This is a genomic window from Streptomyces sp. BHT-5-2 (assembly GCF_019774615.1).
Taxonomy (GTDB): Bacteria; Actinomycetota; Actinomycetes; order Streptomycetales; family Streptomycetaceae; genus Streptomyces.
In genome coordinates, this window is the sequence record NZ_CP081496.1 from 5,276,677 (window position 1) to 5,296,645 (window position 19,969).

At 71.9% G+C, this 19,969-nt stretch carries 17 protein-coding genes; 2 read left to right on the top strand and 15 right to left on the bottom strand.

Annotated elements, in window-relative coordinates:
- Positions 1-112: 112 nt before the first annotated feature.
- Positions 113-1,342, top strand: a complete 1,230-nt coding sequence (locus K2224_RS23345) for a DUF349 domain-containing protein (protein ID WP_221908464.1) — start codon at positions 113-115, stop codon at positions 1,340-1,342.
- Positions 1,343-1,445: 103 nt separating this feature from the next.
- Here K2224_RS23345 and K2224_RS23350 read toward each other — a convergent pair whose 3' ends face one another.
- The 15 genes from K2224_RS23350 to pgsA form a co-directional block, all read right to left on the bottom strand.
- Complete coding sequence (locus K2224_RS23350) at positions 1,446-3,986, bottom strand: bifunctional (p)ppGpp synthetase/guanosine-3',5'-bis(diphosphate) 3'-pyrophosphohydrolase (RefSeq protein WP_221908465.1); 2,541 nt, start codon at positions 3,984-3,986, stop codon at positions 1,446-1,448.
- A gap of 183 nt (positions 3,987-4,169) precedes the next feature.
- On the bottom strand, positions 4,170-4,718 hold the full coding sequence (locus tag K2224_RS23355; RefSeq protein WP_221908466.1) for an adenine phosphoribosyltransferase: 549 nt from the start codon (positions 4,716-4,718) through the stop codon (positions 4,170-4,172).
- Positions 4,715-5,830, bottom strand: coding sequence for a protein translocase subunit SecF (secF, locus tag K2224_RS23360; RefSeq protein WP_221908467.1), 1,116 nt, complete (start codon positions 5,828-5,830; stop codon positions 4,715-4,717). The genes K2224_RS23355 and secF overlap by 4 nt, the downstream gene beginning before the upstream one ends.
- Before the next feature lies 1 nt (position 5,831).
- On the bottom strand, positions 5,832-7,580 hold the full coding sequence (gene secD / locus K2224_RS23365) for a protein translocase subunit SecD (RefSeq protein WP_221908468.1): 1,749 nt from the start codon (positions 7,578-7,580) through the stop codon (positions 5,832-5,834).
- 153 nt (positions 7,581-7,733) lie between these two features.
- On the bottom strand, positions 7,734-8,237 hold the full coding sequence (gene yajC, locus K2224_RS23370; protein WP_398199433.1) for a preprotein translocase subunit YajC: 504 nt from the start codon (positions 8,235-8,237) through the stop codon (positions 7,734-7,736).
- 212 nt (positions 8,238-8,449) lie between these two features.
- Complete coding sequence (gene ruvB, locus K2224_RS23375) at positions 8,450-9,538, bottom strand: Holliday junction branch migration DNA helicase RuvB (RefSeq protein WP_221908470.1); 1,089 nt, start codon at positions 9,536-9,538, stop codon at positions 8,450-8,452.
- Positions 9,539-9,614: 76 nt separating this feature from the next.
- A complete protein-coding gene (gene ruvA, locus K2224_RS23380) occupies positions 9,615-10,235 on the bottom strand; it encodes a Holliday junction branch migration protein RuvA (protein WP_221908471.1) in 621 nt (206 codons plus the stop codon).
- The gene (gene ruvC / locus K2224_RS23385; RefSeq protein ID WP_221908472.1) at positions 10,232-10,783 is read right to left on the bottom strand and encodes a crossover junction endodeoxyribonuclease RuvC; all 552 of its coding nucleotides are present in this window, start codon (positions 10,781-10,783) and stop codon (positions 10,232-10,234) included. Before ruvC ends, ruvA begins: the two co-directional genes overlap by 4 nt.
- A 133-nt stretch (positions 10,784-10,916) precedes the next feature.
- Positions 10,917-11,669: a YebC/PmpR family DNA-binding transcriptional regulator gene (locus K2224_RS23390; protein WP_221908473.1), complete on the bottom strand. Its 753-nt coding sequence runs from the start codon at positions 11,667-11,669 to the stop codon at positions 10,917-10,919.
- Positions 11,670-11,732: 63 nt separating this feature from the next.
- Positions 11,733-12,326, bottom strand: a complete 594-nt coding sequence (gene pdxT / locus K2224_RS23395) for a pyridoxal 5'-phosphate synthase glutaminase subunit PdxT (protein ID WP_221908474.1) — start codon at positions 12,324-12,326, stop codon at positions 11,733-11,735.
- Positions 12,327-12,340: 14 nt separating this feature from the next.
- Entirely contained in the window at positions 12,341-13,252 is a 912-nt protein-coding gene (gene pdxS / locus K2224_RS23400) for a pyridoxal 5'-phosphate synthase lyase subunit PdxS (RefSeq protein ID WP_018539801.1), read from the bottom strand.
- Between the two features lie 146 nt (positions 13,253-13,398).
- Positions 13,399-13,944, bottom strand: a complete 546-nt coding sequence (locus tag K2224_RS23405) for a hypothetical protein (RefSeq protein WP_221908475.1) — start codon at positions 13,942-13,944, stop codon at positions 13,399-13,401.
- Positions 13,945-14,648: 704 nt separating this feature from the next.
- Positions 14,649-15,809 (bottom strand): glycosyltransferase family 4 protein, encoded by a 1,161-nt coding sequence (locus K2224_RS23410; RefSeq protein WP_221908476.1) that lies wholly within the window; start codon positions 15,807-15,809, stop codon positions 14,649-14,651.
- A complete protein-coding gene (locus tag K2224_RS23415; RefSeq protein ID WP_221908477.1) occupies positions 15,806-16,744 on the bottom strand; it encodes a phosphatidylinositol mannoside acyltransferase in 939 nt (312 codons plus the stop codon). Before K2224_RS23415 ends, K2224_RS23410 begins: the two co-directional genes overlap by 4 nt.
- Positions 16,744-17,397 (bottom strand): phosphatidylinositol phosphate synthase, encoded by a 654-nt coding sequence (pgsA, locus tag K2224_RS23420; protein WP_221908478.1) that lies wholly within the window; start codon positions 17,395-17,397, stop codon positions 16,744-16,746. The genes K2224_RS23415 and pgsA overlap by 1 nt, the downstream gene beginning before the upstream one ends.
- Positions 17,398-17,633: 236 nt before the next feature.
- On the opposite strand from pgsA, the gene K2224_RS23425 reads away from it, so the two are divergent.
- On the top strand, positions 17,634-19,832 hold the full coding sequence (locus tag K2224_RS23425; protein ID WP_221908479.1) for an elongation factor G-like protein EF-G2: 2,199 nt from the start codon (positions 17,634-17,636) through the stop codon (positions 19,830-19,832).
- Positions 19,833-19,969: the final 137 nt, after the last annotated feature.

Genomic DNA, 19,969 nt, shown 5'->3' on the forward strand with positions numbered 1-19,969 from the left:
ACCCTCACCGCAATTCAGCCCGTCGGACCGGCCGGGCGCTGCCCGCCGGACAGAAACTGTGGACGATGCCGGGGGCTGCGCGCCCGGGCCGGCATCATGTGGAGGAGGCGCTGTGAGCAGCGACCCATGGGGCCGCGTCGATGAGACGGGGACCGTGTACGTGCGTACCGCCGACGGCGAGCAGGTCGTCGGATCGTGGCAGGCGGGCACTCCCGAAGAGGCCCTCGCCTACTTCGAGCGCAAGTATGAGGGCCTGGTCGTCGAGATCGACCTCCTGGAACGACGGGTCAGGACCACCGACCTCTCGGCGAAGGACGCCCAGACCGCCATCGACCATCTGCGCCGGCAGGTCGACGAACACCACGCGGTGGGCGATCTGCAGGCGCTGGGCAAGCGGCTGGACACGCTGGTCGGTGTGGTCGAGTCGCGGCGCGAGGAGCGCAAGGCGGCCAAGGCCCGGCAGACCGACGAGGCCCGGCAGGCCAAGGAGAAGCTGGTCGTCGAGGCCGAGGAGCTGGCGGCCAGCGAGCAGTGGCGGGCGGCCGGCGAGCGGCTGCGGTCGCTGGTGGACACCTGGAAGGGCCTGCCGCGGCTGGACCGCAAGACCGACGACGAGCTGTGGCACCGCTTCTCGCACGCCCGGTCGGCGTTCTCCAAGCGGCGCAAGGCGCACTTCGCCTCGCTGGACGCGCAGCGCGAGGAGTCCCGCAAGGCCAAGGAGAAGCTGGTCGCCGAGGCCGAGTCGCTGTCCGGCTCCACGGACTGGGGGGCCACCGCCGCCCGCTACCGCGAGCTGATGCAGGAGTGGAAGGCCGCCGGCCGCGCCCAGCGCGAGCACGAGGACGACCTGTGGAACCGCTTCCGCGGCGCCCAGGACGTCTTCTTCCAGGCGCGCGGCGAGGTCTTCGCGGAGCGGGACGCCGAGCAGCGGGAGAACCTGACCCGCAAGGAGGAGCTGGCCGCCGAGGCGGAGAAGCTGCTCCCGGTCACCGACCTCAAGACGGCCCGGGCCGCGTTCCGGGGGATCAACGAGCGGTGGGAGTCCATCGGCCATGTGCCGCGGGACGCCCGCCCCAAGATCGAGGGCCGGATGCACGCCGTGGAGCGGGCCATCCAGGACGCCGAGGAGGCCGAGTGGCGGCGGACCAACCCCGAGGCGCGGGCCCGCGCCGCGGGGCTGACCGGCCAGCTCCAGGACGCCGTCGACAAGCTGCAGAAGCAGATCGACACCGCCCGGGCGGCCGGCAACGACGCCAAGGCCGACAAGCTCGGCCGCGAGCTGGAGGGCCGCAAGGCGCTGCTGGACCAGGCCCTGAAGGGGCTTGAGGAGTTCGGCGGTTGAGTTTTTTGCGCCTGAGCCGATGAGCGGCTGAAGTGCGGTACGAATACGGCCCGCCGGGTTTTCCCGGCGGGCCGTATGCGTGTGTTCCCGTGTGCCGGTGCGCTCAGGGCCGGCGGGCCGAGGTCACGCGGTAGACGTCGTAGACCCCTTCCACGCCCCGGACCGCCTTGAGGACATGGCCCAGGTGCTTGGGATCGCCCATCTCGAAGGTGAAGCGGGAGGTGGCGACCCGGTCGCGGGAGGTCTGCACGGCCGCGGAGAGGATGTTGACGTGCTGGTCGGAGAGGACCCGGGTGACGTCCGACAGCAGCCGGGACCGGTCCAGCGCCTCCACCTGGATCGCGACGAGGAAGACCGACGACTGGGTCGGCGCCCACTCGACCTCCAGGATCCGCTCCGGCTGCCGGGAGAGCGAGTCCACGTTGACGCAGTCGGCGCGGTGCACCGAGACGCCGCTGCCGCGGGTGACGAAGCCGATGATGGGGTCGCCCGGCACCGGCGTACAGCAGCGGGCCAGCTTGACCCACACATCGTCCACGCCCTTGACGACCACGCCCGGGTCGGCGCTGGAGCGGCGCTTGGAGCGCGGCCGGATCGGCGTCGACTCGGCGATGTCCTCGGTGGCTTCGTCCTGCCCGCCGAGCGCCTGCACCAGCTTCTGGACGACGCCCTGCGCGGCGACATGGCCCTCGCCGATGGCGGCGTAGAGCGAGGAGATGTCCGGGTAGCGCATCTCGTGCGCGAGGGTGACCAGGGAGTCGCCGGTCAGGATCCGCTGGATCGGGAGGTTCTGCTTGCGCATCGCGCGGGCGATGGCGTCCTTGCCCTGCTCGATGGCCTCGTCGCGGCGCTCCTTGGAGAACCATGCGCGGATCTTGTTGCGGGCGCGCGGCGACTTCACGAAGCTCAGCCAGTCGCGGGACGGGCCCGCGCCGGGCGCCTTGGAGGTGAAGACCTCCACCAAGTCGCCGTTGTCCAGCGTCGATTCGAGCGGGACGAGGCGGCCGTTGACCCGCGCCCCTATGGTGCGGTGGCCGACCTCGGTGTGCACCGCGTAGGCGAAGTCGACCGGGGTGGCACCGGCCGGCAGCGCTATCACGTCGCCCTTCGGCGTGAAGACGAAGACCTCGTTGCGGGAGAGGTCGAAGCGCAGCGACTCCAGGAACTCGCCCGGGTCCTCGGTCTCCTTCTGCCAGTCCAGCAACTGCCGCAGCCAGGCCATGTCGTTGACGGTGTCCTGGCCGGCGCCCTTGCCGGTGCCCTTGGGCGCGTCGGTGCGCACCTTGGAGGCGCCGGCGACCGCCTCCTGCTTGTACTTCCAGTGCGCGGCGATGCCGTACTCGGCGCGCCGGTGCATGTCGAAGGTGCGGATCTGGAGCTCAACGGGCTTGCCGTTGGGGCCGATCACCGTCGTGTGCAGCGACTGGTACATGTTGAACTTGGGCATCGCGATGTAGTCCTTGAACCGGCCGGGGACCGGATTCCACCGCGCGTGGATGGTGCCCAGGGCCGCGTAGCAGTCCCGGACGGTGTCAACGAGGACGCGGATGCCCACCAGGTCGTAGATCTCGGCGAAGTCGCGGCCGCGCACGATCATCTTCTGGTAGACGCTGTAGTAGTGCTTGGGGCGCCCGGTGACGGTGGCCTTGATGCGGGCGGCCCGCAGATCGGCCTGGACCTCGTCGGTCACTATCGCGAGGTACTCGTCGCGTTTGGGCGCGCGCTCGGCGACCAGCCGGACGATCTCGTCGTACATCTTGGGGTAGAGGATCGCGAAGGCGAGGTCCTCCAGCTCCCACTTGATGGTGTTCATGCCCAGCCGGTGCGCCAGCGGGGCGTAGATCTCCAGGGTCTCGCGGGCCTTCTTCTCCTGCTTCTCCCGCTTGAGGTAGCGCATGGTGCGCATGTTGTGGAGCCGGTCGGCGAGCTTGATGACCAGGACGCGCGGGTCCTTGGCCATGGCGACGACCATCTTGCGGACCGTCTCGGCCTGCGCGGCCTCGCCGAACTTGACCTTGTCCAGCTTGGTGACGCCGTCGACCAGCAGCGCGACCTGGTCGCCGAAGTCCCGGCGCAGGGTGTCGAGGCCGTACTCGGTGTCCTCGACGGTGTCGTGCAGCAGCCCGGCCATCAGCGTCGCCGGGTCCATGCCCAGCTCGGCGAGGATGGTGGTGACCGCGAGCGGGTGGGTGATGTACGGGTCGCCGCTCTTGCGCTTCTGGCCGCGGTGCCAGCGCTCGGCGACCTGGTAGGCCCGCTCGACCTGGCGCAGCGTGGCGGTCTCGATCTTGGGGTCGTTGCTGCGGACGGCCCGCAGCAGCGGCTCCAGGACGGGGTTGTACGGGCTGGAGCGCTGGACGCCCAGACGGGCCAGCCGGGCCCGGACGCGGTTCGGCGAGCCGGAGCGGCCGCCCGGGGCGGTCGGCAGCGGCTTGGCCGGCGACTGCGGCACGGGGGCCGGGCGGGACCGGCCGGCGGGGGCCTGGGGCGCGGTGGGCGCGGCGGTGCCGTCGGCCGCGCCCTGCCGCTCGGGCTTCGACGCGTCGGGGGAAGCCGCGGGCTGCGGCTTCGGCTCGTCCGGACGCACGGCGGGGGTTCCCGTCGGACGCGGTCCGGGGGAGAGCGGCTGGGCCTCGTCTGGCAAGGGCACTCCTCATGCGGGTACGGACCCCAGGGCCTCGAAGCGGCCGGGGTGCCATGGTATCGAGCCCATGGCCATGACTGCCGCGCGGCCAGGGGTCCGTACATGACACAGCGGTGGGGGCACCCGGAATGTTCCGGATGCCCCCGCCGTCGCCAGAAGTGCCGGACGAGGCCGGCGGCGGACTCAGACCGTGATCAGGGCCTCCAGCGGAGCGCCCTTCAGGCCCGCCTCCAGCCGCTGCCGGCCGTCCAGGAAGCCCAGCTCCAGCAGCACCGCCAGGCCGGCCACCTCGCCGCCGGCCCGCCGGATGAGCTGTAGCGAGGCGTCCGCGGTGCCGCCGGTGGCCAGCACGTCGTCGATCACCAGGACCCGGTCGCCGGGCGCCAGCGCGTCGGCGTGCATCTCGATCTCGGCGCTGCCGTACTCCAGCTCGTACGCCTGGCCGAGCGTGGCGCCGGGCAGCTTGCCGGCCTTGCGGACCGGGACGAAGCCGATACCGGCGGCCACCGCGACCGGTGCGGCGAGGATGAAGCCGCGGGCCTCCAGGCCCACGACCTTGTCCGCCCGGAAGCGCTCGCACAGGTCGACGAAGGCGCCGGTCAGCGCGCGGAACGCGGCCGGGTCGGCGAGCAGCGGGGTGATGTCCTTGAACATCACGCCCGGCTGCGGGTAGTCCGGGACGTCCGAGATCCGGCTGAGGAGCAGCTCGCGCAGTTCGGTGGAGGTGCTCATCGGCGCTTCCCGGGGGTGCGTCCGCGGCCGCGGTTGCGGGCCGCGGGCTGGGGGCGCGGGCCGACGACGGCGGCGCCCTCGGCCTCGTCGTCCGGGCCCTCCGACTCCGCGGTCTCCTCCTGGCGGGCCGCCTCCTTGGCTGCGGCCGAGGCCCGCTTGGCGGCGACCCGCTTGGCCAGCGCCTTCATCTGCGGCTCACCGTTCTTCAGGTCGGCGACCAGCGGCGTCGCGATGAAGATCGAGGAGTAGGCACCGGCGGCCAGACCGACGAACAGGGCCAGCGAGATGTCGTTGAGCATGCCCGCGCCCAGCACGCCGCCGCCGACGAAGAGCAGACCGGCGACCGGCAGCAGCGCCACGACCGTGGTGTTGATCGAGCGCACCAGGGTGCCGTTGATGCTGCGGTTGGCGATCTCGCTGTAGGTGAAGCGGGACTGCTTGGTGATGTCCTTGGAGGCTTCCTTCAGGCTGTCGAAGACGACGACGGTGTCGTAGAGCGAGTAACCGAGGATCGTCAGCAGGCCGATGACCGTGCCCGGGGTGACCTCGAAGCCGATCAGGGCGTAGACACCGACGGTGATCGTCAGGTCGTGGATCAGCGCCACCAGTGCGGCGACCGCCATCCGCCACTCGAAGGCCACGGCGAGATAGAGCACCACCAGGACCATGAAGATCCCCAGGCCCAGCCACGCCTTGTCGGCGATCTGCTCGCCCCAACTCGGGCCGACCAGCTGGGTGTTGACGTCCTTGGCCGGGACCTTGAGGTCCTTGGCGATCTCCTCCTGGACGGGCAGCGCCTGCTTGGTGTCCAGACCGCTGATCTGGACGCGCAGCGTGCCGTTGCCGAGCTTCTGCACCATGGCCTGGTGGCCGGGTGCGGCCGACTCGGCGTGGTGCTGGGCCTCCGAGGTGGAGACCGAGGTCTTCGGGGTGGTGAAGACCGCGCCGCCGGAGAACTCGATGCCGAAGTTCAGGCCCCGCACCGCCAGGCCGACGATGGCCGTGATGGTGATGAGGATCGAGATGCCGTACCAGATCTTCCGCTTGCCGATGAAGTCGTAGCCGACCTCACCGCGGTAGAGCCGGGCGCCGAGGTTGCCGAGCTTGGACATCTCACGCCTCCTTCGTCTGGGTGGGGGCGGTGCGACGGCGCCGCAGCGGCGGCCGGGCGCCCAGGCGCTTGGGATCGAGCCCGGACCACGGGTGGCCCTCGGCGAAGAACTTCCGCCGGGCCAGCAGCGTCATCAGCGGCTTGGTGAAGAGGAAGACCACGACCACGTCGAGCAGGGTGGTCAGGCCCAGCGTGAACGCGAAGCCCTGCACCTTGCCGACGGTGACGGTGAACAGCACCGCCGCGGCCAGGAACGACACGAAGTCGGAGACCAGGATCGTGCGCCGGGCCCGCGGCCAGCCGCGCTCGACGGCCGGGCGCAGGGTGCGGCCCTCGCGGATCTCGTCCCGGATGCGCTCGAAGTAGACGATGAACGAGTCTGCGGTGATACCGATCGCGACGATGGCGCCGCAGACCGCCGGCAGGTTCAGCGCGAACCCGATGGCCGGACCGAGCAACGTCATGATCGTGTACGTCAGGATCGCCGAGACCCCGAGGCTCGCCAGCGCGACCAGCGCCAGCCCGCGGTAGTAGGCGACGAGGTAGACGACGACCAGCGCGAGGCCGATGGCGCCGGCGATCAGACCGGCGTGCAGCTGCTCGCCGCCGAGCGCCGCGGTGACCGTGGTCTCGTCGTCGATCTTGAACGAGAGCGGCAGGGCGCCGTAGGACAGCATGTTGCCGAGGTCCTCGGCGGACTGCTGGGTGAAGCCGCCGGAGATCGTGGCGTTGCCGCCGTTGAGCCGCTCGCTGACGCGCGGGTCGGAGACCACCGCGCCGTCCAGCACGATCGCGAACTGGTTCTGCGGCGGCGCCTTGGCGGCGAGCTTGCCGGTGACGTCCGCGAACTTCTTGCCGCCGTCGGAGGTGAAGTCCATCTGGACGATCCAGCCCTGGCCCTGCTGGCTGTCGAAGACCGCCTTGGCGTCCTTGACGTCGGTGCCCTCGACGCCGACCGGGCCGAGCACGTACTTCTGGGCGCCGTCGTCCTTGCAGGCCACGACCGGATCGGTGGGCTTGGCGCCGGCGGCCTGCTCACCGGCCTGGGCACGGCCCGCCTTGGTGGAGCAGTCCAGTGCCGCGAACTGCTTCTGCAGGGCGGGCGGGATGTCCGCGCCACCGGGGACCGGCGGCGTCTGCTGCGCCGAGGGCTTGTCCGAGGCGGAGGCGGACGGCGGGGCGGACGGTTTCTTCAGCGCATCGGTGACCGCGCGGCCCTTGGTGGTGGGGCTGGCGCTCGGGGTCGGCGCGGCGCTCTGCTGGGAGCCCTTGCCGCCGGTGGCCTTCTCGCCGGCCTTGCCGCTCGCGGAGGGGCTGGGCTTGGGCTCGGGGGTCTTGGCACCCGCGGCGGTGGTCAGCACCGGCCGGAACGCGAGCTGGGCGGTGGTACCGACCTGCTGGCGGGCCTGCTTCGCGTCCGTCCCCTTGGGGATGTTCACGATGATGTGGTTGCTGCCCTGCGTCTGGACCTCGGACTCGGATACACCCAGACCGTTGACCCGCCGCTCCATGATGCCGGCGGCGGTGTTCATGTTGGTCTCGTTGATCGCGTTGGGCTTGCCCGGCTGGTTCTGCGCGGCCAGCGTGAAGCTGGTGCCGCCCGCGAGGTCGATGCCCAGTCGTGGGGTCAGTGTGCCGGAGTAGAACATGCCTCCGACCAGCGCCGCCATCGCGATCAGGACCAGGATCAGGGTGCGCCCCGGATGCCCTTGGTTCGCGGGCGCCCTGCGGCCCTTCTTCGGTGCTGCCACCTTGTCGTTTCTCCCTGTCCAACCCCTCGGCCTGGGATGTCTGCCGAGCGGCCACGAAGTCTTGTGGGGACGTGCCCCCGCCGGAGCCTAGACCGTCCGGGGACCGCGGTGCGCCCGATCGGGGGCGCGCCGCGGTCCCCACCGCGGAACGGACTACTTCGCGTCGGCCTCGCCGGTCTTCTTGCCGTCCTTGGCGGCCTCGGCCTCGTCGGCCGCCGGCTTGTCGGCCTTGCCGGCCTGGTCGTCCTCGGCCTTGTCGGCCTTCTCGGCGGTGGGCTCGGCGCCCTCGCCGGCCTCGGCCTTGCCCAGGTCGATCGTGCCGGCCTTGTCACCCTTTTCGGTGGCCTTGTCGGCCTCGTCACCGGTCAGCGACGAGACGTCGTCCGGAACGACCGGGCGGTCCTCGGAGACGACCGGGTCGGCACCGTCCAGAATGCGGTTGTACTCCTCGTCCGCGAGCACCGCGCCGATGGCGTTCTTCGCGTAGATGGCGTGCACACCGGGAGCGACCTCCAGGAGGACGGTGTCCTCGTGGATTTCCTTCACGGTGGCGTACATGCCGCCGATCGTCCGGACGCCGGTGCCGGGCTGCATCTCATTGCGCATCTGCTGGGCCGCCTGCTGCTTCTTCTTGGCGGACCGCGTCATCAGGAACATGGCCCCGATGAGGACGATGAAGGGGAGGAGAGTCACGATATTGGGCACGGGACGGAAATCCTTCGCACGACCGCTGCTGTCGGCGGTCTCGTATAGCGGGGGTGGGTATGCCGGCCCTACGGACGGCATCGGCGGAGTCTAAGCGAGTCCGCACCACAGGAACAACGCCCAGCATCGCACCGCAGTTCCTGACCGGGCGAGTCTCCGCGCCGTCACGCCTCGAACAGGCCCGCCTGGCTGCCTCCGCCCACGGCCTGCGGCGGTACCAGCTCCATGTGCGCCCAGGCCGCAGGCGTCGCGATCCGGCCACGCGGCGTGCGGGCGAGCAGGCCCTCCCGCACCAGGAACGGCTCGGCGACCTCCTCGACCGTCTCGCGCTCCTCCCCCACCGCGACGGCCAGGGTGGACAGCCCCACCGGTCCGCCGCCGAACAGCTTGAGCAGGGCGGTGAGCACCGCGCGGTCGAGCCGGTCCAGGCCGCGGGCGTCGACCTCGTAGACCCCCAGGGCCTGTGCGGCGATCTCGCGGGTGATCACGCCGTCGGCCTTGACCTGGGCGTAGTCGCGGACCCGGCGCAGCAGGCGGTTGGCGATCCGGGGCGTGCCACGGGAGCGGCCGGCGATCTCGGCCGCGCCGTCGGGCTCTATCGCCACGTCGAGCAGGCCGGCGGAGCGGTGGATCACGCGCTGGAGCTCGGCCGGGGCGTAGAACTCCATGTGGCCGGTGAAACCGAACCGGTCGCGCAGCGGCGGCGGCAGCAGGCCCGCCCGGGTCGTGGCCCCGACCAGCGTGAACGGCGGGAGCTCCAGCGGGATGGCGGTGGCGCCGGGCCCCTTGCCGACGATCACGTCGACGCGGAAGTCCTCCATCGCCATGTAGAGCATCTCCTCGGCCGGCCGGGACATCCGGTGGATCTCGTCGAGGAAGAGGACCTCGCCCTCCTGGAGGGAGGAGAGGATCGCCGCCAGATCGCCGGCGTGCTGGATGGCGGGCCCTGAGGTGATCCGGATCGGGGCGCCCATCTCGGCCGCGATGATCATGGAGAGGGTGGTCTTGCCGAGACCGGGCGCGCCGGACAACAGGACATGGTCGGCGGTGGCGCCGCGGGCCCGGGCGGCCTTCAGCACCAGGTCGAGCTGCTCGCGGACCCGCTCCTGGCCGACGAACTCGTCCAGGTCCTTGGGCCGCAGCGCGGCCTCGACGGCGTTCTCCTCGCCGTCGGCGTCGGCCGCCACCAGCCGGTCGGCCGGGGCGCCGGCGGTCTCCTCGGCGGCGGACGGTGCGGTGTCGTCCCAGTTCACTGCGGAATGCCTCGCGGGGTCGGGGCGGCCGGGCCGCCTACGTGGTCGTACGGTCGGGGGCGCCGGGGCGCGTGGGTCATCGGGCCCGGTTGAGGGTCCGGAGGGCCGCCTTGAGCAGCTGCGGCACCTGCGGCGTGCCGCCCTCGGCGGCGGCCGCCTCGGCCTGCGGCGCCACCGCGGCGACCGCCTCGTCGGCCTCCCTCGCGGCATAGCCCAGGCCGACCAGCGCGGCCTGCAGCTGATCGCGCCAGCCGGCCGGCGCCGATGCCCCGGCGGGCGGACGGGCACCGCCGACCGGCGCGCCGAGCCGGTCCTTGAGCTCCAGCAGCAGCTTCTGCGCGCCCTTCTTGCCGATGCCCGGGACGGCCGTCAGCGCCTTCTCGTCCCCCGTGGACACCGCGAGCCGCAGCGCGTCCGGCGAGTGCACCGCGAGCATCGCCTGGGCGAGCCGGGGGCCGACGCCGCTGGCGGTCTGCAGCAGCTCGAAGGTCTGCCGCTCGTCGTCGTCGGCGAAGCCGTAGAGGGTGAGGGAGTCCTCGCGCACCACGAGGGAGGTGGCGAGCTTGGTGCGCTCGCCGAGGCGGAGGCCGGAGAGGGTGTTCGGCGTGCACTGGACGGCCATGCCGACACCGCCGACCTCGACGACGGCGGCGTCCGGTGCGAGGGCCGCGACCGGGCCGGAGACAAAGGCGATCATCGGGTGCCCTTCGGCGTGCGAGCGGGGACGGAGGTACGGCGGGCCGCGGCCTGCGCCTGCTGGAGGCGGTTGACCGCGGGGGAGCGCCAGATGTGACAGATGGCCAGGGCGAGGGCGTCGGCGGCGTCGGCCGGCTTGGGCGGCGCGGCGAGCCGCAGCAGGCGGGTGACCATCGCGCCGACCTGCGCCTTGTCGGCCCGGCCGGAGCCGGTGACCGCGGCCTTGACCTCGCTGGGGGTGTGCAGCGCGACCGGCAGCCCGCGGCGGGCGGCGCACAGCATGGCGACCGCGCTGGCCTGTGCGGTGCCCATGACCGTACGGACGTTGTGCTGGCTGAAGACCCGCTCCACGGCGACGTATTCGGGGCGGTGGGTGTCGAGCCACTCCTCTATGCCGCGCTCGATGAGCACCAGACGGTGTGCGACGTCCGCGTCCGCCGGCGTGCGCACGACGCCGACGCCGACCATGGTCAGCGGCCGTCCCGCGACCCCGTCCACCACGCCGACCCCGCACCGCGTCAGCCCCGGGTCCACCCCCAGCACCTTCATCGGGCCCGCCCCTCGCCGTCGTTCGGTCGTCTGTTCCTTACGTTCCGCAGGTTAGTGGCTGCCACTGACAAACCGACGGGCCGGCGGGGTGTGTCCCCGCCGGCCCGTCGTGCGACCGGTAAGCCCGCGACCGTCAGGCGTCGACCTTGGCCATGACGTCGTCGGACACGTCGAAGTTGGCGAAGACGTTCTGCACGTCGTCGCTGTCCTCCAGGGCGTCGATCAGCTTGAAGATCTTGCGCGCGCCCTCTTCCTCCAGCTCGACCTGCATGGTCGGGACGAAGTTGGCCTCGGCCGAGTCGTAGTCGATGCCGGCCTCCTGGAGCGCGGTGCGCACCGCCACCAGGTCGGTGGCCTCGCTGAGCACCTCGAAGGACTCACCGAGGTCGTTGACCTCCTCGGCACCGGCGTCCAGGACCGCGCCCAGGACGTCGTCCTCGCTCAGCTCGCCCTTGGGGACGATCACCACGCCCTTGCGGTTGAAGAGGTAGGACACCGAGCCCGGGTCGGCCATCGAACCGCCGTTGCGGGTCATCGCGACGCGGACGTCGGAGGCGGCGCGGTTGCGGTTGTCGGTGAGGCACTCGATCAGGACGGCGACGCCGTTGGGGCCGTAGCCCTCATACATGATCGTCTCGTAGTCGGCGCCGCCTGCTTCGAGACCGCCACCGCGCTTGATCGCGGAGTCGATGTTCTTGTTCGGAACCGACTGCTTCTTCGCCTTCTGGACGGCGTCGTACAGCGTCGGGTTGCCTTCCAGATCGACGCCGCCCATCCGCGCCGCGACCTCGATGTTCTTGATCAGCTTCGCGAAGAGCTTGCCGCGCTTGGCATCGATCACGGCCTTCTTGTGCTTCGTCGTAGCCCATTTAGAGTGGCCGGACATCCGCCTGTCTCCTTCGCGTAACCCATTTCAGAAACGATCGCCCCAGATCCTACCGGGATCTCGTCAGGCCCCCGCACGCACCATGTCCACGAAGAACGCGTGGATACGGTGATCGCCGGTCAGCTCCGGATGGAACGACGTGGCCAGGACGTTACCCTGCCGCACCGCCACCGTATGCCCACCGTACGTCGCCAGGACGTCCGCGGAGGCGCCGACCGACTCGACCCAGGGGGCCCGGATGAAGACGCCCTCCACCGGCCCGCCGTCGATCCCGGCGACCTCGACGGCCGCCTCGAAGGACTCGTTCTGCCGCCCGAAGGCGTTGCGGCGCACGATCATGTCGATGCCGCCGAGCGTCTCCTGGTCCTCCCGGGCGTCCAGCAGCTTGTCGGCGACCATGATCATGCCGGCGCAGGTGCCGTAGACCGGCCGCCCCGCCCGGACGAACGCGCGCAGCGGCTCCAGCATGCCGAACACGACCGCCAGCTTGGACATGGTGGTGGACTCGCCGCCCGGTATCACCAGGCCGTCGACCTCGGCGAGCTCCTCGGGGCGACGGACCGGCAGCCCCCGGGCGCCGGCGTCCGCGAGCGCCTTGAGGTGCTCGCGGACGTCGCCCTGGAGCGCCAGCACACCGATCGTGGGTGTGGTGCTCATCAGTTTCCGGATCCTTACCAGCCGCGGTTGGCGTAGCGCTCGGCCTCGGGGAGGGTGTCGCAGTTGATGCCGACCATGGCCTCGCCAAGGTTGCGGGAGACGTCCGCGATGACCTTCGGGTCGTCGTAGAAGGTGGTGGCCTTCACGATCGCGGCGGCGCGCTTGGCCGGGTCGCCGGACTTGAAGATGCCGGAGCCGACGAAGACGCCCTCGGCGCCGAGCTGACGCATCAGCGCGGCGTCGGCCGGGGTGGCCACACCGCCGGCGGAGAACAGCACGACGGGCAGCTTGCCCAGCTCGGCGACCTCCTTGACCAGCTCGTAGGGGGCGCGCAGCTCCTTGGCGGCGGCGAACAGCTCGTTGTGGTCGCAGCCGCGCAGCTTGGCGATCTCGCCCTTGATCTGGCGCAGGTGACGGACCGCCTCGACGACGTTGCCGGTGCCGGCCTCGCCCTTGGAGCGGATCATCGCGGCGCCCTCGGCGATACGGCGCAAGGCCTCGCCCAGGTTGGTGGCACCACATACGAACGGGGTGGTGAAGGCCCACTTGTCGGAGTGGTTGACCTCGTCGGCCGGGGTGAGGACCTCGGACTCGTCGATGTAGTCCACGCCGAGCGACTGGAGCACCTGCGCCTCGACGAAGTGGCCGATCCGCGACTTCGCCATGACCGGGATGGAGACGGCGTTGATGATGCCGTCGATCATGTCCGGGTCGGACATCCGGGCCACGCCGCCGTCCTTGCGGATGTCGGCCGGGACCCGCTCCAGGGCCATGACGGCGACGGCACCGGCGTCCTCGGCGATCTTCGCCTCTTCCGGCGTGACGACGTCCATGATCACGCCGCCCTTGAGCTGCTCGGCCATACCGCGCTTGACGCGCGCGGTTCCGGTCTCGGGGGTCTGGGGCGTGGTGGGCGTGCTGGACACGTTGACCTCACTCAGTGCGGGTGGTTGCGCTTCGGCGCCCACACAACCGTTGGCCGGTACCTCGCGAAAAGGGCCAATTGGAGGCCGGTGGCTTGCGACACCGATCATCTCGGAATCCGGACGTTCCGCTTCCGCCTTGTGGTCGCTCAGTTCCCCGCCGAGCGGTCGTCCAGGACGGCCGGCGGCTCGTCGTCCATCTCGAAGGCCATCGGGAACGGCGCGTGCCCGGCCAGCCGCAGATAGCGCACCAGCCGGTGGCGGCGCACCGCCCGCGCGGCCCGTACCGCGTCGTTGTGGAACCGGCGCGCCATCGGCACCCGGCGCACCGCCGCCGTCAGCTCCACGACCGTGCGCTCCCCGCCCGGCGCCTCCCGCACCGCCTCCAGCTGCTCCTCGTCCTCGAAGACGGCCCGGAGCGCCTGGCTCAACTCGCTCTCCGCGACCTCCCGGTGGTCCTCCGCAGCCTGCCGGGCCTCGTGCGCGGCCTGGTAGAGCACGATCGACGCCGCCGGATCGAGCACCCCGGAGGTCCCCACCTCCTGCGCCACCGAGGCCCGCCGCAACAACTGCGCGTCCAACGCGGCCCGCGCGGCGTCGATCCGCGCATGCAGACGGTCGAGCCGACCGGCCGTCCAACTCAGGTAGACGCCGACGAGGACGATCGCGGCAGCGATCCAAATAAACGTGCTCACGGCCGGTCACGCTATCGCCTCCGGCGGGGTGCCCCCCACGTTGTCGGCTTTCCCGCCGTAGGGGTTCGCCTTGCTTGCGCCTGGCGGCGCGTTGCCGGTCCGCTGCGCGGGGGCTGTTCCGGCCCGCTTCGCGGGCGTTGTTGGTCCGCTGCGCGGGGCTGTTGGGTGCGGTGACGGGCCTCCGGGGCAGGGGGTGTGTCCGGACTGCTGCGCTTTACGTCCGGACACACCCCCTGCCCCTCCGACCCGTCCCCTCCCGTTGTGGGTCATGAAAACCCATAGACGGGGCAACGGTTGCCGGGCTCCTGCGGGCTCTGGACTGATGGGCGGCCGTCCCTCAACGAGTGACCGTCAGCCCTCGACAAGCGACCGTTGGCGGACCAGCCTGCTCAGCCCCTACCCACCGTCTTATGACCACTCACGGGAGGGGACGGGCCGGAGGGGGTGGTGTGTCGGACGTAAAGCGCAGCAGTCCGACACACCACCCCCTCCGGCCCGGCACCGCACCCAACAGCCCCGCGCAGCGGACCGGCAACGCCCGCGAAGCGGGCCGGAAACGCCCCGCGCAGCGGACCGGCCCCGCGCAGCGGACCGGCAACACAATCAATGCGCCGCAGGCGCAAGGGCGAAGCGCCGCCAGGCGCAAGAAAGGCGAACCCCTACGGCGGGAAAGCCGACAACGTGGGAAGGGCTGCCCTTCGGGCTTAGCCCTTCGCCAGCCACCGACGCCCCCGTACCCCCACCCGCTCGTCCGTCGCGACGGCCGAGGCGCCGGCCGCCACGGTCTCGTAGACGGCGAGGATGTCCGCGCCGACCGTCGACCAGTCGAAGCGACGTACGTGCTTGGCGCCGCGTTCGCCGAGTTCGGCCAGCCGGTCGGGGGCGTTCAGGAGGCGGATCGCGGTGGCGGCGAGCGCGTCCGCGTTCTCGTTGGTGAAGAGTTCGCCGGCCTCGCCCTGGTCCAGGACCTGGGCGAACGCGTCGAGATCGCTGGCCAGTACGGGCGCGCCGGCGGACATCGCCTCCACGAGGATGATGCCGAAGGACTCGCCACCGGTGTTGGGCGCGACATAGACGTCCACGCTGCGCAGCAGCCGCGCCTTGTCCTCGTCGGAGACCATGCCGAGGAACTCGACCCGGGAGCGCAGTTCGGCGGGCAGGCCGGCGACCGCCTCGTCCTGGTCGCCGCGGCCGGCGACCAGCAGCCGGGCGTCGGGGACCGCGGCGAGGATCGCGGGCAGCGCCTTCATCAGGATCGGCAGGCCCTTGCGGGGCTCGTCGATCCGGCCGATGAAGCCGATGGTGCGGCCCTGCCACGCGGGCTCGGGCTCGGCCCGGGCGAAGAAGTCGACGTCCACGCCGTTGGGGATCACCACCGCGTCGCCGCCGAGGTGCTCGACCAGGGTGCGGCGGGCGTACTCGCTGACCGCGATCCGGGCGCTGATCTTCTCCAGGGCGGGCTGGAGGATCGGGTACGCGGCGATCATGGCGCGGGAGCGCGGGTTGGAGGTGTGGAAGGTGGCCACGATCGGGCCCTGCGCCGCCCAGCAGGCGAGCAGGCCCAGGGAGGGCGAGGCGGGCTCGTGGATGTGGATGACGTCGAAGGCGCCGTTCTGCAGCCAGCGGCGGACCCGGGCGGCCGAGAGGAAGCCGAAGTTCAGGCGGGCGACCGAGCCGTTGTAGGGCACGGGGACGGCGCGGCCGGCCGGGACGACGTAGGGCGGCAGCGGGGTCTCGTCGTCGGCGGGGGCCAGGACGGAGACGTCGTGGCCGAGCCGGATCAGGTGCTCGGCCAGATCTCGGATGTGGAACTGCACGCCGCCGGGGACGTCCCAGGCGTACGGGCAGACGATGCCGATCTTCACGCGGGCTCCGTTCCGGGGGCGTCGCCGCGCGGCTCCAGGTCGGCGAGCCACAGCCGCTGGAGCATGTGCCAGTCCGCGGGGTGGTCGGCGATGCCGGAGGCGAAGGCGTCGGCGAGGTCCTGGGTCATGTGGGCGGCCTTCTCGGTACGGGTGCCGGTCTGCGGCACCTCGATCTCCGGGTGGACCCGGCCGCGCATGATGGGGGTGTCGTCGTACCAGAGGGTGACCGGCAGCAGCATCGCGCCGGTCTGGAGGGCCAGCATCGCGGGTCCGGCCGGCATCTTCGCGGCCTCGCCGAAGAACTTCACCGGCAGCCCGGAGCTGGACAGGTCGCGGTCGGCGACCAGGCAGACCAGGCCGCCGGCGCGCAGCCGCCGGGCCAGCGTGCCGAACGCGGCGCCGCCGGTGTGCGGCAGCACCTCCATGCCCAGGCCCTCGCGGTAGGCGACGAACCGGTCGTAGAGGGACTCCGGCTTCAGGCGCTCGGCGACGGTGGTGAACGGGACGCCGAGCTTGGTGGTGACCCAGACACCGGCCAGGTCGTAGTTGCCCATGTGGGGCAGGGCCAGGATCACCCCGCGGCCGCTCTTGAGGCCGTCCTCCAGGTGGTGCACGTCCTGGGGTGTGAAACCGGCCTTTATCCGCTCCGGGCTCCACACCGGCAGCCGGAAGGACTCCATCCAGTACCGCATGTAGGAGCGCATCCCGGCCCGGGAGAGCGCCGCCAGCCGCTGCGGGGAGGCGTCCGGGACGACCCGGGCGAGGTTGCTCTCCAGGCGCTGGACGCCCTTGCCGCGGCGCCGCCAGGCGAGGTCCGCGAGCCGGCGGCCGAGCTGCACCGCGACGCCTTCGGGCAGTCGCTTGACGGTGCTCCAGCCCAGGCCGTACAGGCCGTCGGTGAGCTTGTCGACGTCGATCGGTGTGCGGCTGCCCATCAGCCGTTCCCCCCTTGTGCGAGGGCGTCGGCCTCGGCCGACTCCCGGCGGACCGTCACCACGCGCTGGCCGAGGGTGACGGCACTGCCGACGGCGACCACCCACAGGGCGATCGGCAGCAGGACCTGGACGCCCGGCACGCCGAACGCGTGCAGCCCGGAGAGCCCGCAGGCGACCAGCGAGATGACCAGCCGCTCGGCCCGCTCCACCAGGCCGTTGACGGCCACCGGCAGCCCGATGGCCTCGCCGCGCGCCTTGGTGTACGAGACGACCTGGCCGCTGGCGAGGCAGAAGATCGCGACCGCGCAGAGCGCCAGGCTGTCGCCGCGCCCGGCGTACCACAGGGCCAGCCCGCCGAAGATCGCCGAGTCCGCGACCCGGTCGAGGGTGGAGTCCAGGAAAGCGCCCCACCGGCTGGACCGCCCCAGCTGCCGCGCCATGTTGCCGTCGACCAGGTCGGAGAAGACGAACAGCGTGATGACGACCGTGCCCCAGAAGAACTCGCCCCGGGGGTAGAAGACCAGGGCGCCGGCCACCACACCGCCGGTCCCGACGAGGGTGACCGCGTCCGGGCTGACCCCGAGACGGATGAGCAGGGCGGCGAACGGTGTGAGAACACGCGTGAAGAAAGCACGCGCGTACTTGTTCAGCATGACCTTCCCGGTTGGTCGATACGGGCCGCGCGGTCAAGGGGCCACCGGCTGGCCCATCGTAGCCAGGCGGCCACGGGGCACCGCGAACGCATCGCGGCGCGGGGTGCATCCCGGGGCCCCGCGGCGCGTCCGGCCGGATCGCAGGCGGCGGGAGGCGGACGCGCCACGTATGGACGCATCATGAACCCGGTGGAAAGCTCGAAACACCGCAAAGTGTCGACCTGGAGGCGAGACACATGAGCGAGAAGTCGAGTACGAACCCAGGAGCCGCCGGAAGGGCACCGGCGGCCGACCGGCCCGCGGACCTGCGCAATGTGGTGCTGGTCGGCCACAGCGGAGCGGGAAAGACGACCCTGGTCGAGGCGCTCGCGCTGGCATCCGGCGCGGTCAACCGGGCCGGCCGGGTCGAGGACGGCGGCAGCCTGTCCGACTACGACGAGATCGAGCACCGGCAGCAACGCTCCGTACAGCTCTCCCTCGTCCCGGTCGACTGGGGCGGAATCAAGATCAATCTGTTGGACACCCCCGGATACGCGGATTTCGTCGGGGAACTCAGGGCCGGTCTGCGCGCGGCGGACGCGGCCCTTTTCGTCGTCTCGGCGGCGGACGGCGTGGCCGGCGCGACCCGGATGGTGTGGGACGAGTGCGCGGCCGTGGGCATGCCGCGCGCCCTGGTGGTGACGCACCTGGAGGCCGCCCGCGCCGACTTCGACGAGATGACCCGGCGCTGCGCGGTGACCTTCGGGGGCGACGACGTGGACGCCGTCCTGCCCCTCTACCTCCCTCTGTACGGCACCCCGGGCGCCGACGGCCACGCCCCCGTCGAGGGCCTGATCGGCCTGCTCACCCAGCGGGTCTTCGACTACTCCTCCGGGGAGCGCACCGAGCGCGCGCCCACCGACGAGGAGCTGCCGCTGATCGAGGCGGCCCGCAACCGCCTCATCGAGGGGATCATCGCCGAGAGCGAGGACGAGACCCTCATGAACCGCTATCTCGCGGGCGAGGAGATCGACGTCAAGACGCTCGTCGGCGACCTGGAGACCGCGGTCTCCCGGGGTTCCTTCCACCCCGTCCTGGCCGCCGCACCGGCCACCGGGGGCGCCCGGCAGGGGCTGGGCACCGTCGAGCTGCTGGAGCTGATCACCGGCGGTTTCCCGACGCCGGCGGAGCGTGAGGCGCCGGCGGTGACCGGCCCGGACGGCTCGCCGCGGCAGAGCCTGAGCTGCGACCCCGAGGGCCCGCTGGCCGCCGAGGTGGTCAAGACCTCCTCCGACCCGTACGTCGGCCGGGTCTCGCTGGTCCGGGTCTTCTCCGGCACCCTGCGCCCCGACGAGACGGTGCACGTCTCCGGCCACGGCCTGGAGGACCGCGGTCACGAGGACCACGACGTCGACGAGCGGGTCGGCGCGCTGTCCGCGCCCTTCGGCAAGCAGCAGCGACCGCTCCCCCGGGCCGTCGCCGGCGACCTGGCCTGCGTGGCCAAGCTCACCCGCGCCGAGACCGGCGACACCCTGTCCGCCAAGGACGACCCGCTGCTGATGGAGCCGTGGGCGATGCCCGACCCGCTGCTGCCGGTCGCCATCCGGGCGCACAGCAAGGCCGACGAGGACAAGCTCTCCCAGGGCCTGGCCCGTCTGGTCGCCGAGGACCCCACGATGCGCCTGGAGCACAACCAGGACACCCGCCAGGTCGTCCTGTGGTGCATGGGCGAGGCGCACGCCGACGTGGCGCTGGAGCGGCTGCGTTCCCGCTACGGCGTCCAGGTCGACACCATCGACCACAAGGTGGCGCTGCGGGAGACCTTCGGCGGGTCCGCCGCGGGCCGCGGCCGGCACGTCAAACAGTCCGGCGGCCACGGCCAGTTCGCGATCTGCGAGATCCAGGTCGAGCCGCTGCCGGGCGGCTCCGGCATCGAGTTCGTCGACAAGGTCGTCGGCGGCGCGGTCCCCCGGCAGTTCATCCCGTCGGTGGAGAAGGGCGTCCGCGCCCAGGCCGCCCGCGGCATCGCCGCCGGGTATCCGCTCGTCGACATCCGGGTCACCCTGCTCGACGGCAAGTCCCACTCGGTCGACTCCTCGGACGCCGCGTTCCAGACGGCGGGCGCGCTGGCCCTGCGGGAGGCCGCCGCGCAGACCACCGTCGACCTGCTGGAGCCGGTCGCCGACGTGCAGGTGCTGGTGCCGGACGAGTACGTCGGCCCGGTGCTCAGCGACCTCTCCGGCCGCCGCGGACGGGTCGTCGGCACCGAGCAGTCCGGCGCCGGCCGCACCCTGGTCCGCGCCGAGGTGCCGGAGATCGAGATCGGCCGCTACGCCGTCGATCTGCGCTCGCTCTCGCACGGCACCGGCCGCTTCGGCCGCGGCTATCTGCGGCACGAGCCGATGCCCGGCCAGCTCGCCGCCAAGGTGCGCCAACAGGAGGCGGTCGTCGCCTAGTTAACGGCCGGTCAGCCGCCGTCCCGGACCGCCCACTTGGGCCGGGGCGGCGGCGGTACGCTGGGACTCCACCGCCGCGCCGCGCGTTCCGGGCCAACCTGCGGGCACGGCGGGCCGGCAGGTGTGCGCGTCGGCGC